Origin of the sequence: Nocardia mangyaensis (assembly GCF_001886715.1) — a bacterium.
Classification (GTDB): Bacteria; Actinomycetota; Actinomycetes; order Mycobacteriales; family Mycobacteriaceae; genus Nocardia; species Nocardia mangyaensis.
Map to the genome: position 1 here is coordinate 6,347,609 of NZ_CP018082.1, position 15,435 is coordinate 6,363,043.

The following is a 15,435-nucleotide window of genomic DNA, read 5'->3' on the forward strand; positions in this document are numbered from 1 at the left end:
GGTGTCGAGCGAGTGGGCTCGGCCTGCCCGCGCCGGAGGGGGTGGCGCGGGCAGGCGCGTCAGTTGGTCGGGTTGGGGCCTTGATGGCGTGGCGGTCGGGCGAATCCCGCGCGGAAGGTGGTCAACACGTCGGGGACTCCGAGGTCGGCTGCGCCGAGGTGGGTGACGTCGAATTCCGACCAGGACACCGCGACATCGCGGGAGGTGTACTCGGCGAACAGTTCGCGTCCGGACTGGATCGGGACCAGCCCGTCGAGCAGCCCGTGGTACAGGTGGATCGGCACCAACGGTGTAAAGGTGCCCAGGGTTTCGTGGGTGAGGACGTAGTTCCAGACCGGGTCGTTCCAGGGGTCGGGGCGCTCACACCATGTCGCGAGGGGATGCAGAAACTCCACCAGCAACGTCGCCAGGTCGAGCTCGGAAGCTGCGCGGACCGCGCGCACACCGAGGTCGGTCAGTAGGTGATCGACCGGAAGGTGCGCGTAAGCCCGGCCCAGTCCGACCATGCCCGCGAACGCCAGGCCCGACCATGGTCCGCCGTCGAGGCTGTTGATCAACGCGCCGGGATCGCGGATTACCGCACCGGCCGCGACTGCCCGAAGATCGAGTTCGGGAGCGTAGGCGGGCTGAAACTCTGCGGCAGCGGCGGCAACCCGGCCGCCATCGGCGTAGCCCCAGACCGCTACCGGACCCTCGATAGTCCCGTCGGCAGGCTGGGACCCGACAGCGCGAGCCAGGTCCAGCACCGCATGTGCACCCGCCTGCTTTGCCAGGAAATGGTGGGGTCCGGCGCCGTGGATGCCCAGTCCGATCCCGTCGGGCACCGCGACCGTCCATCCCTGCACGAGCGCGGCGGCGATACTGCTCGTGTCGGGTTCGTTGCCCTCGACCAGCAGCTGAGAGGGCGCGCACCGACCACCGAGGCCGTGAAAGGTTGGGCAGTACACCACCAGCGGGGGTTTCATCACCGCACCACCGGTCGGCGGTGCAGGCTCGAGCACGATGCCTGAGGCGGTGACCGGGATGCCAGAGCTGGTTTTGGTCGTGTAGATCACCTGCCATGCCCGCCGCAGACCGGCGATGTGGGGCACCATGACCTCGCGGGTGCGCAGGATCTTGCCCGGGGTGCCGGGCCCGATCGCGGTGTTCGCGCGGAACGCATCCGCTCCGGTGCTGGTCATGAGCGAGTTCCCGCGATGTCGTGGGCGAGGGCGATCATCCAGGCGATGCCTGAGTTCAACTGCCCGGTCAGGGCATAGCCGTTGTGGCGCCCGACCGTGTCGGCGAACCGCAGCCACGTTGTGGGGTTGACCAGCTCGGCGTTCTCGGCTGCGAGCTGGCCCCACGCGCCCCCGAGCTGGGCGAGCAATCTCGGCAACAGCGCCAGCGGATTCGCCATGACCGTCGCGGTGATCTCGTTCCATCGCGCTGCTGCCGCAACGGGATCCGTGACGGATGTGCGGGGGTCACCGGCATCGACCAGCCGCTGCCCCAAATCGGCCTGTGGCGCATAGTCGATACTGCCCGCGCCGACCTGAAAGTCGTTGACGATCACAGTGTTCCAGGCTTCGCCGAGCGCCTCCGAGAGCGCCGCACCGAGCGTGTTCAGCGCTGCGAGGGGGTTGGTCAGGTCCGCTTGGGCGAAGATCTGCGCACCCAAACGCAGGAGTGCGGCTTGACCTGGGGCGGAGCAGGCGAGGTCGCCGTCGCTGCAGATGTCGGCGACCCGACCGACGAGTGCGCCGTATCCGTCGTCGGTGGTGGCGATGCCCGCACCTCCCGCGGGGGCCGTGAGGACCTGCACGGTCGAGACCGCAGCTCCCGAAGTGCCGGGTGCGGGGTCGGGCACGGTCTGGCCCGGCCGCCCAGGAAAGACCGGCTCGAGCTCGCCACGATCCGGGTTGGCATACAACGCGATCCCCGCGACGCGCTCCGCCGGGACGGGCCCGTTGCCGGCGCCGACGTCGCGTGCGAAGCTCGCCATCGCTTGTGCGCCTTGGCTGTAGCCGATCCCGGCGAGCATCGTGTCCGGGCACACGTGCACGACGTGGCGGGCGGCGGAGTCGAGATTGGCCCGAGCGCCCGACACCGAGGCCACATACGGGTCAGAGCCGCCACCGGGGACGATGCCGCCGAAACCAGCGTCGTAGCCGATATAGGCGCGTTGCACGAGAGCAGGCACCGCACCCACCACCGGCCCGATCAGAGAACCGACCACACCCGTATCGGCGAGCGGATCTGCGGTCGGCGACGACTGGCCGGTGCCCTGCACACCGAGGATGAACAAGGCCGGGCACCCAGTGATCGGCACCCCGACCGCAGGAGCCGCAGGTGAGAAAGCGGTGAGTACCGCCGCTCCCACCACCGCGACGACGACAGCGGCGCCACCACCTGCGGCACTCGTGGTCATTGACCGACTCCGACGCCCGCGCCGAACCCGGCGCCGATCGTTCCGCCGACCGCCGCGCCGACAGCACCGGCCGGTACGCCGAGGATCGCGGCACCTGCCGCGGCGCCGGCCGCAGCGCCGAGGGCGGTGCCCGCGACTCCGCTGGTGGCCTGTCCGATGATCGGAACGGGGATCACGATTCCTAGTGCGGCACCGGCGATCCCGCCGACCGTGCCGCCGACCAGCCCACCCACCGTCGCGCCCACCGCCGCCGCTGGGACGCCCAGCACGGCAGCTCCGGCCGCACCACCCAATCCGGCACCGCCCAGGACCGCACCGCTGACGCGATCGGAACGCCCCGCCGGGATACCGACCGAGTCCAGCGCTGTCGCGACCTGTGCCTCAGCGCCTGCGGCGGTGTTGTTGATGGTGTCGCGAACCTCCACCGGCAACCATTCCGGGCTCGGTGTCTGCCACTCCCCGATCCGGATCGCGTTCTCCGGCGGCGCGATCGGCGCGACCGGTTCGACAGGCTCGGGCAGGTGGAGCTCTTCGATTCGTACCGGCTCGACTGGTTCGGCCACGCTCGGAGCGGGCCTAGAAGGCCCGTTGCGCACCTCGGCGGGCTGTTCGTAGTACACCGGCGGCGCCGGTTCGGGCTCAGGTTCGGGAGCTGGTGGCGGCGTGGGTGTTTCGGTACCGGGTTGGGGTGGGCTGGTGACGCCACCCTGGTCTGCGACGGTGGAAACCGGGCCGTTGGCGCTGGCCGCAGCGGCGTTGCCTACCGCGACAGCTACCGGCACCGCGGCCACCAACAGCAGGGTGCTGGCTCGACGAATACCGGGGATTCGATATCGCCCGCGAGCGACTGTTGTGCGTGCGGTCGGAGTGTTTTTGGGCATGACCGGTGGACCCTTTCTAGTCGAAGGGTGAAGCAGAGGGTTTGTGCCGCAGCGGGATTGGATCGGCGCGCGGCGCGAGTTTCAGATCGTTGTCTGCCCGGCACCGCCGGCCGGTGTTCGACCTGGCGCGGCGGTGCCGTACGGCGAGAACGTCAGAGGAAGGTCAGCGCCAGGTAGAGGACCTGGTTGGCCAGGGCAGCCCCGTTGGCCAGCAGCGACAGCCCGGCGTTGATGTAGCTCACGATCACGATCGGATCCACAGGATTTCCTTTCTTGGAGGGAATTACTTTCGCTTTCCATCCAAGCCATGAAACCGACTGGGCCGCTAGAGCGTTAACTGATCCAGTTTGGATATATCTAAAATGATCAGTTAAGAAGACCCACGCCGGCGGGGCATCTACAGGACCGAAATGGGTTCATTAACACCGTGGTTACTTGGACGCCCGAACGCGTCTCGGCACCATCGAAACCTCCACTGACACCACATATTTGGCGAACGCCGCCGTACGCAATTCCGAAGCCGTCGGCAAACTTGCCGCATGAAAACCTGTCTGGTAGACAGGTTCTCATCACCAGCAGGCAAATCTCACCTCAAACATCTCAGCCTGTGACTTACACCACTAACTCCCGGGGGGGAGACCATGAAAAAGGACGATATTTCTCGGCGGTCGGATCGGACGCGGCGACGGCGTCGACGCGATCCGACCCGACCCGATGTGTCCATTCCGGATCTCGGCACGACGTGCCGGTGGATCCGCGAAGATCTGGGTCTTACTCGTGACGAGGCGGCAGATGTGGTCGGGTTCAGCGCGGTCCACCTAGGGCGCATCGAACGCGGCGAGCGCGAGCCGTCGCTGAGCACTCTCGAAGGAATCATTCTCGGCTACCGATCCGACCAGGCGATGGCCGCGCACCTGCACGATCTCGCCATCCCCGATATCCCACTGGCCCCGACCCACTACCTGCGTACCTACGTCCAAGCCGAGACCGCATTGGCAGTCAATCTCGAGCGCTTCCAGGCCCGAGGCATCTTGGCCGCATACATTGACCCGATGTGGAATGTGTTGTCGCGCAACGACTTGTTCGCCGATGCACTGACCGGCATCGATGACGTTGGATCGGCACCGGTGTGGATGTTCAGCGAGCACGCCGAGACCGTCCTCGTCGATCCCGACGGCGAACGGTCCTGGGCGGTCGCGATGATGAAATCCGCGCTCGGCAGGCACCGGACTTCGGTGCAGGCAAAAGAGCTCGTAGCCGCGCTGGCCCCCAACAGTGAAGCTCAACGACTGTGGGCAGCGAGTGTGAACGTCACCCGGGGCCGCGACGCGAGGCGCTTGTTGCACGCACACGGCACCAACCACAGCGGAGTCTCCTACCAGTTGTCGCTGGCCGACAGCATCGTTGCCCAGCACATTCGACTGATCACCGCCACACCAGAGTCCGCTTGCGGGCACGAACTCGACTGATCACCAAAAACTCCCGGCCGGCGCAGCGGTGACAGACCCTTTCGCGCCGGTCGGGTCTTTGTGAACCTTCACAGGTCGGCCTGACCCGAATACGGACAGTTAATGTTCAGCAATTTCGGGGTGTCGGCAAGAAATTGGTGGCGAACTCCGCGAAAGTCGTGTTTCCTTGTAGTTGGAAGAGCCATTGATCGGGCAGAAATGATGCCCGATGAAATTTCACTCGACACCCGCCCCGCCCTGTGGGCGTGACCATTCTCCGGCGGCGTCATCGCACGCCACCATCGCCGATCGCCGGTGGCCTCGCAATGCCCGAAGTGAGTCTGGCCCTTGCTATGACCCGACCTCTGCCGGGCCATATTCACACGATTTCTCACGCCGCCTTCGTCGCCGACCTCGCGCGAAGGCAGGTCCGCTTCTCGGCAATTTCGGCCCGCCTCTAGTGCGCGGCGCCCGACAGAGCGCATACGGAAATCCGTGCCGACCACGACCGGAGGCACGCCGGTGAGCGATGAACCCGTAACCCCGCCTCCACCGCCGCTTCGCCGGTGGGTCAACACCCGATCCGCAGCGGCTCATATCGGCATCCATCCCGAAGTGCTGCGCCGGTGGGCCCGCCAACCAGGCAAGCACACCTGGCTACCCAAACCCATCCGAGTCGGAAAAGAATTCCGGTGGGACATCGACGCACTCGAAACCGCCTTGGCGGACCTGGACGACCAAACACAGGAGAACAACGATGACGCGCGGTAGGCCCGCGCGGCCTCTCGGCGTCCCCGGCAAACCCATGCTCACCGAAATTTCCCCTGGTCACTGGAGTGCACGGGTTTACGTCCGCGACACCTCAGGCACCCGACGCGAGGTTACCCGCGTCTCCCCCCTCAAACTCAGCGCTCAAGGCCGTGCGGTCCCCGACCGCACCGGCCAACGTGCCCTCGACGCCGTGCTGCGCGCCGCTGTCGACATCCGTGCCGATCTCGATGAAGCACTGTCCGATTCGATAACCGTGCTGGAGCTGTGGGACCACTATCGCGATCATCTCATCTCGCTGGGCCGAGTCCAGAGCACGCTCGACAAGTACGAAGACGTCGCCAAGATGATGAAACCCGCATTCGGTGGTCGGCGACTGTTCGAAGTCTCCACCTCTGTAGTGGAGGCCTTCCTGACCAGTATCGGCCATGCCAGAGGCCCCGCGCTGATGCGGACGGGCCGGACCGTGCTCTCGGGAATGTTCGGGTTCGCCGTCCGCCGGACACCGTTGCAGACCAACCCGGTCCGCGAGGCGAAGCTGGCCCGAAACATCGCTCCAAAAGGCCGCACCGGTGGCGCGGGCGGCCTGTCGATCGACCAACTCCGTTTCATCCTCGACACCGTGCGAACCTCTCAGCTGCCGTGCCCACGCAAACTCTCGAAAGCCGAGCGTCAGCGTGGCACACCGGTCAAGTCCTATACCCCGCCCACCGTCGCCGAATTCTGCGAAGGCGCTGACCTCGTCGACATCATCACCGTCTACGCCGCCACTGGAGTACGTCGATCCCAGATGTTGGGAATGCTCTGGTCCGATATCGATCTGGAGGCGCAGACACTGTGCCTCACGGGCAAGGTTGTCCGAGTTCCGGGTAAAGGGCTTGTCCGCGATACCAGAGAGGAAGATCCGAAAAACCGAACCGGCACCACGGCACTGCCCGAGTTCGCCGTGGAAGTACTCAGGCTGCGCAAGGACGCCCTGTCGGCACGCCGACTGGTATCGCCTCCACGACCAGGAACCGCCGAACTGGATCTAGTTTTCCCGTCCGCGGTGTGGACCTTGCGCGACCCACAGAACGTCGGACACGCATGGCAGCGTGTCCGCGAGGCACTCGGCATCGCCGATAACATCACCGCGCACAGCTTCCGTCACGCCATGGCCACGCTCCTCGACGACGCCGGCTTGTCGGCCCGCATCACCGCCGACGTCCTCCGCCAGGCCGACGTATCCACAGCCCAGAAGTACTACTTGGAGCGAGGTCGACCGCACAAGGTCGCCGCCGATGTCGTCGATAACGCGCTGACCGGTCAGCCGGACTGAATGCCCTTCCGGTATCGAGATCGCACATCGGTGGCCGGCTTCACCGCACCATATGCGGGTTACTTGAGACTGGTGGTAGGGCTTGGTCCCGGCCATGATCGAGCTCAGGTACCCGGTAAGCGGCTGCCCGCCAGCAGTTTCGGTGTGGCTCTCTAATGGCTTGCAGTCCAACGAGTTACCGTGCGGGTGTGGCTGAAAAGGGGTCTGCCCTGGCTCGAGTAGCGGTGCCTTCCCGTGCGGGCACCTGCTTGTTCGAACCACTTGGGAAGGACCATCAACATGCCGGTCATCATCGGAATGGACCCACACAAACACTCGGTCACCCTCGAAATCATCGACCGCCACGCAACCGTCCTGGCTACCGGACGCTACGGCACCGACACCGCCGGATACACCGAGATGCTTACTGCCGCAGAGCTATTCCCGGGAGGGGTGTGGGTGCTCGAGGGTTGCAACGGTGTCGGCAAGCATGTGGCGCACCGGCTGGTCGCCGACGGGGAAACCGTCATCGACGTGCCCGCGAAACTATCGGCGCAGGTCCGGGTGTTCGCCACCGGAAGCGGCCGCAAAACCGACCCGGTCGACGCGCATTCGATCGCGCTGGCCGCACTACGGTCACCGAATCTGCGTCGCGTCCACACCGACCCGGATATGGAGGCCCTGGGGCTGCTGGTCGACCGCCGCGACGAGCTCGGTCGTGCCCGCACCGAACTGCTCAACCGGATTCACCGGCTACTGCTCGAGCTGGTACCCAGTGGTGCGAAAAGGTTCCTGTCCGCGATGCAGGCCCACGCCCTCACCGACACCATCACGACCAGTGACGCCGCGGCATCGGTGCCGCTGTCTCCCAGGAACTGTCGAGGCCGGCTGTGCCACAATGTTGCCGGTGAGCCCCCGACGGACTTGGCTGGACGGCCGAATCGACGTGTTCATGGCGGAGACGCAGCGCCTGGGACTGGTATGCCCCCGCGAGCCCGTCGGTCTGGAGATCCAAGCCAGGGTCGAGGCCGTCGCGACGGCGTTGCGGGTGACCGAACAGACCGCTCGCCGCGACTTCGACGACGAGACGATCCAGAACATGGCCCAGAACATGGCATTCCAACTCGCACGCGAACAGCCCGGCGCCGACATTCTGACCCTCGCGCCGACGCACGTTCTCTCGACCGCGCTAGCCGGGCGCACCAATGCCGGCCTGGCTGTCGGTGCTCAGCTCGCCCTGACCGCAAGCCCGACCACCAACATCCCCGACCAGATCCATCAGGTCGTCGACCTGGTGTTCTTCTGGGGCATCCTCATTGAGCGCTCTGCCGCACGCCCCGGCCAGGTCGCGGTTCCCGAAGCGTTGATCCACCGAACAGTGCGCGAGTTCGGCAAGGCGATCGCGCTGCTCGACGCCGGAGCGCGACCCGCAGACGGAGGCGACCCCACCGAACTGCGGGTCGCACTAACCGATAACGTCACTGCGCTCGAATCCACACTGTAGGAACTATTTTGGTGGGGGTCGGCGTCGGGCAGGCCGCTTGGACAGACCGAGACCGAACATCACATCGGGATGGATCCGCAGGCCCGCGCCGACTTGTTCAGGATCGTTGATGCCGCCGTAGTCGTCATAGGGGATCGCGAGTTCGGCGCAGGGTTCGGTGCCGCGCCAGGGCCGCGAGTTCGGTGTAATCCTAAGTCGCCGAGTTCGGCTTCGACCTCGGCCACGGTCATCGCGCCCAGGCGCAGCGCTGGTGCCGCGGTCGTCGCCGCCGCGTACCGGGTGCGGCGGGCACGGTCCGCGGCTTTGAGATCGCGGCGCAGCTGGGCGGCTTTGCGATCGCGGCCCCCTGGACCCGCCCAACCTGGTCACCGGTGACCTGATCGGCCAGCCACGCCCAACCGAGATGCTTGCCGGTGGCCAGGTCGAACACCTCGACCTCGTGATCGTGGTTGGGCATGTACCGCAACCGAACTCGCGCCCCGACCAAGCCGACCATCCAATCCGCGACATCGTGGCGGCCGCGCCCGCGCGCGACGCCCTTGGTCGTAATCTTGCGGTGGGCACGGTCGTCTTCGAGGGTGAACATCCACAGCCTGTCCACGTCCAGCTCCTGCAACGGGGTCGCGTCGGCCAGCCACGACTCCAGCGGCGACAACCCGTCGAGACGGTCGATGTCGTGATCGGTGGTGGTGTTCCGCCAGTTCACGGCTTCCCAGGCCGCGTGCGGTACGTGCTGGGTCGTTTGAGGAAGACGGCGAACTTGCGGGGCGAGCGTTCACCCTCGCGCAAGCCGGCGATGTCGCCGCAGATCATTTCCTCACGGATCGCGCGGTTCAGCGTGGCAAGGCAGCCTCTACGTGCCCGGATCCCGCGCGACAACGACCATCATTCCGCCACGGCCACATGATTCGCGACACCCAATTTGTCGCGTGCACCGCACGTAAGTCAGGGCATTTCTCACCTTCTTTCGCGCTCTGCCAGCACGGACGATCCGATGCGGCGCTCATCGGCAATCCATCTCGACCACAACAGGGGACGCGACTGTGTCCACTGAGCCTGCACCCGCGCCGCCGCCGAGGCTTCACCGGTGGGGAAGCACCAAGGTCGCGGCCGCGCATCTCGGCGTCCATCCGGAAGTACTGCGGCGCTGGGCCCGCCAACCAGGCAAGCACACGTGGCTGCCCAAACCCATCCGAGTCGGAAAGGAATTCCGTTGGGACATCGACGCACTCGAAAAGGCACTGACGAACCCGGACGACCAACCGCAGGAGCGCGACGATGAGACGGGGTAGACCCCCACGGCCTCTCGGCGTCCCCGGCAAACCGATGCTCACCGAGATCGCCCCCGGACACTGGAAAGCACGCATCTACGTGCGCGACACCTCCGGTCGGCGCCGAGACGTCACCCGCTTCTCCCCGATCAAACTCAACACCCAAGGCCGCGCGCTTCCCGACCGCACCGGCCAACGTGCCCTCGACGCCGTCCTCAGCGCAGCTGCCGACATCCGAGTCGATCTCGACGACGCACTGTCGGATTCGATCACCGTGCGAGAGCTGTGGAAGCACTACCGCGATCACCTCATCTCCCTCAACCGCGCCGGCGCAACCATCAGCCGCTACGACGAGGCCGCAAAAACCTTCGACACCGCCTTCGGCGGTCGGCGCCTGTTCGAAGTCACGACCTCTACCGTCGAATCCTTCCTCCAAGAGGTCGGCCACGCCCGAGGACCATCGAACATGCGAACCGCCCGCAACGTGCTCTCAGGAATGTTCCGGTTCGCGTGCAGCCGAACTCCCCTCGAGGTCAACCCTGTTCGCGAGGCCAAGATGGCCGAGAACGTCGAAGCCAAGGGACGCACAGGCGGTGCAGGCGATCTGACCGTCGACCAGCTGCGCTTCATCTTGTCCTCGGTGAGAGTCTCCACCACCCCGTGTCCACGCAAACTCGCCAAGGCCGAACGCGAGCGGGGCAAACCGGTCAAGGCATACACCCCACCGACGGTGGCTGCGTACTGCGAGGGCGCCGACATCGCCGACGTGATCACCCTTTACGCTGCGACCGGCCTACGTCGCTCCCAGATGCTCGGACTGGTGTGGTCTGACATCGACTTCGACGAGTCCACACTTCGCCCCACCGGCAAGGTCATCCGTCTCGCGGGCGTCGGACTGGTCCGTGTCACCGACGACAACGATCCGAAAAACCACACCGGCACCATGGCGTTGCCAGACTTCGCCGTGGTGATGCTCAAACGTCGCAAGGCCGCGATGGCCGCGCGGCGCCTGGCCTCACCGCCGGAGTCTGGGTCCGAGGATCTGGATCTGGTGTTCCCGTCGGCGGTATGGACATTGCGGGACCCGCAGAACGTCGGCCATGCGTGGCAACGTGTCCGGGAAGCCCTCGGCTTCGACGAGGACATCACCCCGCACAGCTTCCGCCACGCCGTGGCAACGATCCTCGACGACGCCGGACTCTCGGCCCGTGTGACCGCCGATGTCCTCGGCCACACTGACCCCTCGATGACCCAGAAGCACTATATGGCACGAGGTCGCCCGCACCGTGCCGCAGCCGCCGTCCTCGACCGAGCCATCGGCGACTAGGCGACTGCTCCAGATGAGTGACGTGTTCGCTTTCGCCAATCGGTCGCTCATCCTGCTGCGGATGTTCGCGACAGAGCATCGCCGGCCTGGCAAGATCCCCCAGCGGTCACTGAGCAGCGCAGCTGCGGGCATAGACATCTCGGCGGATCCGATCGACGATGGCTGCCGGGTCCAGGTCGCGTAGTGGCCGGCTTCCTTGGTGAATGGCCCAGTGGCCATGGGTGGTGTAGCTGTGCCGTCTGCTCAGCTGTCGCAGGGCCAATGCGTTGCCGCGTACTTATCCGTACAGATCTGCCGGGCCCCTGTAATTGAGCTCAACAGTATTTTCTGCCGAGGTACCCGCCACCGTTAGTAGACCAGCCCGTTTCGGATTGAGCGGCTCGTTGAGGAATCCCACCCGTCGCCCATCTGGCATGTCAATGAAGGTCAGCACCTCGTCGGAGACGGCTCGGTACGGCGCGGCGCTGCTAGATGGGTGGTCATCGAACCAGGTCACTGACGCGTACTCGACTGTGTGGGTCCATGTCTTTTGCCCAGACGCCACACTTCGATTGGTGAACCCGGTCCACAGGTCGTGTGTAGACGGCGTTGGCCAATCACCGTCATCTGCATGACGACGCACGTCTTCGGAGCCCAACCACTGGTGAAGCTCTGCCAAGGTGGTGAATTGCCCACTCTCTGACAGAACGGCTGCGATTGCGCCTGACCGAGAGGAGAAACCAGCTCTCATGAGCAGAGCCGCGGAACGGTTCAGCGTTCCCGATTCAACCGCCGCCACCGCATGTCCTTCATCTGGGTCGACCAGCAACCACGCGTCGTCAGCACTTTCGTGGGCGGAAGCCCGAACGCGCACAGCCTCCATCGCCCATGGCAATCGGTACGCGAGGGTGTCCTCGATCAACTCGAGAGCGTCGAAGGTGTCACCGGAGGCAATCTCCACAACAGTCTTGCCTTCGAGCCACCCCGCCAACGTCACCTCCCAACCTACGGAAAGATTTGGTGGTGCGAATGGTTCGATGGTGAGAGCGATCGCAGCGAACTGGGTGATAGCGGCAATTGCTCCGTGATCGTCACTGTCAAGGATGCTCCGCTCGGCATCTCTCAGATGCTGATTCAGCACGTCAGCGTTCTCGTCGAGCTTGCGGCCGGTCTCAAGACCGACGCCTGCGAGAAAATAGCTGCGGCGTTGGGTTGCGGTCGTCCGATCCCACAGAAAGCGCGCTCTGGAGGAAAGACCAGCGCGCAGAGCGGTCTGAGCGAGTTCGCGTCTCCGTGCCACGCTTCGCGTCCAGAGCGAGGAAGCGAGCGCGTGGTCGAGAGCCTCTTCGATGCCGACCTCGTCGACTGCTGAGTCATTGAGGAGGCTAAATAGTGCGCAATCGAGGCTGGAAAGCTGTTCCCTCCATTTACGCGCAGCCACTGCGGCGGCCTGATCGTCCTCTTCGTCGGAAAGTTCAGGAAAACCCCAGGCGGCGTTCCCCGCCACGTAGTCGATCAACACTTCAAGGTCGTCGTCTCCAAACTTGTGCAACATACGGGTAAGCAAGGACTCGACGAGCTGCATCAATCCGCTGCTCATGTCGCGATGGGCGCTGTCGTCGACCAGCTTTCGCCAGTTCCTTCGCTCCCAATACTTGTTCTCGTAGAGCGGGTGGAGCACGAGGCCTACAGAGTCGACGAACGCACGGCCGGCCCTACCGACTATGTTGCGGAATTCGGAGGCTTCGATCAGAGCGCGACTTCGCCAGATGCTGTGGATGATCAGCGCGCTGGCGGAGAGGTTCAGTCCTTGGGCAAGTGTTGGCGAAGACACCGTAATCTTCAAGACGCCCTCTCGGAGGAGACGTTCCACTTCCTTCCGGTAGGGGGTCGGAAGTGAGCCATGGTGGACCGCAACGCCCAACTTCAAGCAGGCAAGAATCGGGTGTGTAGGTCCGAGCCATTCCTCGCCGATCGTCAACGCCGTGTTCAGCTGCGCGGCATCCCCTTCGAATACGTTCCTCAGTGCGCCTTGACGATTGAGTTTGACGATCGCTTTGGCCAGCGAGTTGACCGATCTCCTGAGTGGGCAGAAGATCAGGACCGTCTGCCCTTCGTCGACGAGTTGCCATGCGGAGGCAAGTGTCAGCTCCTGTTGGTCGTTCGGGAACGACGTTCTTCGATTTTTCGGTGGAGTGAAGGCAGACAAAAAGCGAGGAACGAACGGTGTCTCACTACCCACGGTCACGGTGAGACGGGCGTGGTCGTCGTGCCAGGTGATCTCCCCATAGCGCAACGTGGTGGGCCGCCATGAGTTGGCGATCAGACCTGCAGGTTGGTCGTCGGTAAGCCAGTTGACGAAGTCCTGCATTTGATCGCCGTCGGGGAGGATCGCCGACAGGCATACGATGCGTCGGTTCGCGGCGTCGGGGCGGCGCAGCAGTCGCTGAACCTGAATCTCGTAGCGGACCTCGCGCTCGTTTTGCCCGATCATGTGGCCCTCGTCCAGTACGACGAGGCCTACGTCGTTGAGCAAGTCGGGGTCATTGCGCAGAGCGAAGTCGAGCTTCTCTGGAGTGGCGACGATGATGTTGCGCTCACCGAGAATATCTTGGTCCACTTCACTGAGGCCGGTCGTGCCGTAGAGCGATGACACAGTCTTTCCCAAAGGGACGAAAGTGCGCTCTAGGATCGCCTCGGTCTGAGCTGACAGCGCACGCAACGGGGTCACGACCACGATTCGCCTCCGCTCTGCCAGCGTCGCGAGGATACAAAGCTCAGCGATGCGTGTCTTGCCCGCGCTCGTAGGGAGCGACAAGACAAGGTTGTCGTGTGTATCGAGCACACGAGCCGCCGCTTCGAGCTGAGACGGCCAAAGTTCAATCTCCGATCGACGGCGTCGGAGCAGCGTGGCAATGAAGGTTGCGCGTAGCTCGTGCCAGTCCCCTTCGCCTCCTTCCCGCGGACCTATCGGAAGGACCGCGTGGAAGCTGGCCTGCCACAGACCGTCGAGTAGATGAATGGCAAGCCGGTGGCACCACCACTGGGGAACCAGATTCAATTCGCCAGCAGCATCAAGCCCAGTTCTCAATCTGTGCACGGCATCGTCGAGAAGCTCGGCATCACCTCGCTCGAAGGCGAGCATCGCAACGCTCATCGCAGCCATGAAAGCATCGGTAAGCGCCAGATCTATCACATCGATGACGTCAGGTGCATCTTCCTCCGCGAGGTCGTCAATACCGACTGCTGTGTAGGAGCGCTCGAGCACAGTCACAAGTTCAGCATCCGACGCCCTCGATTCGGCCCGCCACCCAAAGATCAGAGCGGAAAGATCGTCGAGGCTCCTGAGCATGAGCAGGACCAAACACTGTTCGCTTGCTGTGGTCTGCGCCGAGTTCCGAACCTTCGACAGGAGCGAGTAAGCGCGCGCAGAAAACCCTCCCAAGTGGTAAGCCGCAGCCGCAACCACGCGGTGGAATTCTCGATCATCTGTCTGGGGGCCTCGCGCAATCACGGACTCGATCGCCACCGCCGCATTCTCGAATGCGCGTCGGCTGAGCTCGCGAGATCCTTCCGCCTCGATAAGGCGCATCCCGCTTCCGAGCAACGCGTAACCGTAGGACAGCAGGTTGTAATCCAGCAGTGGCCCGAATTCCGGCGCGTTCTCTGGCAGTATCCCATCACGCCAGATCATCCCGCGCGCTTCGCCGCGGGCGAGGAGCCCTCCCCGGAAGCCTGGTGATATCGCCTCACGGATAGCTGCTTCGATAACCTCAGGGCTTTGAGGCATCAGACACCACCCTGGCGTAGACGGCAGCTATGAATGCCTGGTGCTCCGGAACCTGCAGACCGACCGCGTGACGGGTGACGGAGCCTCCGTAGGCTGTAGTGCTCTCCCGAAGGAGAGTGCGAGGGTCGTTGCCGGTGAAGGTGAACAGAAGCTGTAGTACCTGGCGCTGATCGATCCGCGTCGATAGCTGCGCGGCGTAGATTCGGTCAGCGAGATCGGCTTCGCCCAGGTCATCGAGCCGGTCTGCGAAAAACGCCAATGCATGCGCGGACGGGCGGCCGTTGTCGTTTTGCAACGCCTCGTCTGCCTCGCTCACTGTTCCTTTGCCAAGACGAGCGCGGCTCTTCGCCTCCCCCTTCAAGAACTCCATCCTCCCGGTCTGGCTCAACCGGACGCCGACGATGTCGTCCCCCCGCATCGGCATCTGACGGTGGTCCTTCCACCTCAACCGCGCGATCATTCGATAGCCCATCTCGCGCGCCGCGTACTGGAAGCCAAAGATCTCACCGAGCTCTCCCGAGCGTGTACGAGGCGATGTCGGCAGCTTGTCTTCCAGGTACTCCGCCGCAGCGGGCTTGTTCAGGCGTCGAAGGATTCTCGCGATCTTGGCGGATGCCGCGTACTGCCTTGGTATCGCAGCTGCAGCCCAGTCGATCCCCGCATCGGCGGTGTCGTCGGACGCGCTCATATACACAAGGCGGTGCGGTCCTAGCTGCTCGTGGACAGCTGGCGCCCAAGACTTGATTCCGGCCATAGCTCG

General features: G+C 64.5%; 11 protein-coding genes and 1 pseudogene. 6 read left to right on the plus strand and 6 right to left on the minus strand.

The annotated features are described in order from the left end of the window. Positions 1 to 59 precede the first annotated feature (59 nt). The 3 genes from BOX37_RS28875 to BOX37_RS28885 are packed head-to-tail and all read right to left on the minus strand — an operon-like array spanning position 60 to position 3,201. Entirely contained in the window at positions 60 to 1,181 is a 1,122-nt protein-coding gene (locus BOX37_RS28875; protein ID WP_071930372.1) for a lipase family protein, read from the minus strand. Then, positions 1,178 to 2,410: a cutinase family protein gene (locus BOX37_RS28880; protein WP_084760311.1), complete on the minus strand. Its 1,233-nt coding sequence runs from the start codon at positions 2,408 to 2,410 to the stop codon at positions 1,178 to 1,180. Before BOX37_RS28880 ends, BOX37_RS28875 begins: the two co-directional genes overlap by 4 nt. Next, entirely contained in the window at positions 2,407 to 3,201 is a 795-nt protein-coding gene (locus BOX37_RS28885) for a hypothetical protein (RefSeq protein WP_156910616.1), read from the minus strand. The genes BOX37_RS28880 and BOX37_RS28885 overlap by 4 nt, the downstream gene beginning before the upstream one ends. 806 nt (positions 3,202 to 4,007) lie before the next feature. Here BOX37_RS28885 and BOX37_RS28890 point away from each other — a divergent pair. The 4 genes and pseudogenes from BOX37_RS28890 (at position 4,008) to BOX37_RS35620 (ending at position 8,308) form a co-directional block, all read left to right on the plus strand. Further along, complete coding sequence (locus BOX37_RS28890; protein ID WP_071930374.1) at positions 4,008 to 4,760, plus strand: helix-turn-helix domain-containing protein; 753 nt, start codon at positions 4,008 to 4,010, stop codon at positions 4,758 to 4,760. A 736-nt stretch (positions 4,761 to 5,496) separates the two neighbouring features. Then, positions 5,497 to 6,825, plus strand: coding sequence for a site-specific integrase (locus BOX37_RS28895; protein WP_240505092.1), 1,329 nt, complete (start codon positions 5,497 to 5,499; stop codon positions 6,823 to 6,825). Positions 6,826 to 7,122: 297 nt separating this feature from the next. After that, positions 7,123 to 7,518 (plus strand): annotated as a pseudogene (locus BOX37_RS36340) (IS110 family transposase); the annotation flags it as partial. A gap of 193 nt (positions 7,519 to 7,711) precedes the next feature. Further along, the gene (locus BOX37_RS35620) at positions 7,712 to 8,308 is read left to right on the plus strand and encodes a hypothetical protein (RefSeq protein ID WP_240505093.1); all 597 of its coding nucleotides are present in this window, start codon (positions 7,712 to 7,714) and stop codon (positions 8,306 to 8,308) included. 226 nt (positions 8,309 to 8,534) lie between these two features. Here the strand turns inward: BOX37_RS35620 and BOX37_RS28905 are convergent, their stop codons facing one another. Continuing rightward, positions 8,535 to 9,014: a Mu transposase C-terminal domain-containing protein gene (locus BOX37_RS28905; protein ID WP_071930377.1), complete on the minus strand. Its 480-nt coding sequence runs from the start codon at positions 9,012 to 9,014 to the stop codon at positions 8,535 to 8,537. A 572-nt stretch (positions 9,015 to 9,586) separates the two neighbouring features. Between BOX37_RS28905 and BOX37_RS28910 the strand changes: the two genes are divergently transcribed. Together BOX37_RS28910 and BOX37_RS34465 are read left to right on the plus strand one after the other, a co-directional pair. Beyond that, a complete protein-coding gene (locus tag BOX37_RS28910) occupies positions 9,587 to 10,906 on the plus strand; it encodes a tyrosine-type recombinase/integrase (RefSeq protein WP_084760316.1) in 1,320 nt (439 codons plus the stop codon). A gap of 13 nt (positions 10,907 to 10,919) precedes the next feature. Then, on the plus strand, positions 10,920 to 11,090 hold the full coding sequence (locus tag BOX37_RS34465; protein ID WP_156910618.1) for a hypothetical protein: 171 nt from the start codon (positions 10,920 to 10,922) through the stop codon (positions 11,088 to 11,090). A gap of 93 nt (positions 11,091 to 11,183) precedes the next feature. On the opposite strand, the gene BOX37_RS28915 is transcribed toward BOX37_RS34465, so the two are convergent. Beyond that, positions 11,184 to 14,675: a DEAD/DEAH box helicase gene (locus BOX37_RS28915; RefSeq protein WP_071930379.1), complete on the minus strand. Its 3,492-nt coding sequence runs from the start codon at positions 14,673 to 14,675 to the stop codon at positions 11,184 to 11,186. Then, a complete protein-coding gene (locus BOX37_RS28920; protein ID WP_084760330.1) occupies positions 14,659 to 15,429 on the minus strand; it encodes a Hachiman antiphage defense system protein HamA in 771 nt (256 codons plus the stop codon). Before BOX37_RS28920 ends, BOX37_RS28915 begins: the two co-directional genes overlap by 17 nt. Positions 15,430 to 15,435: the final 6 nt, after the last annotated feature.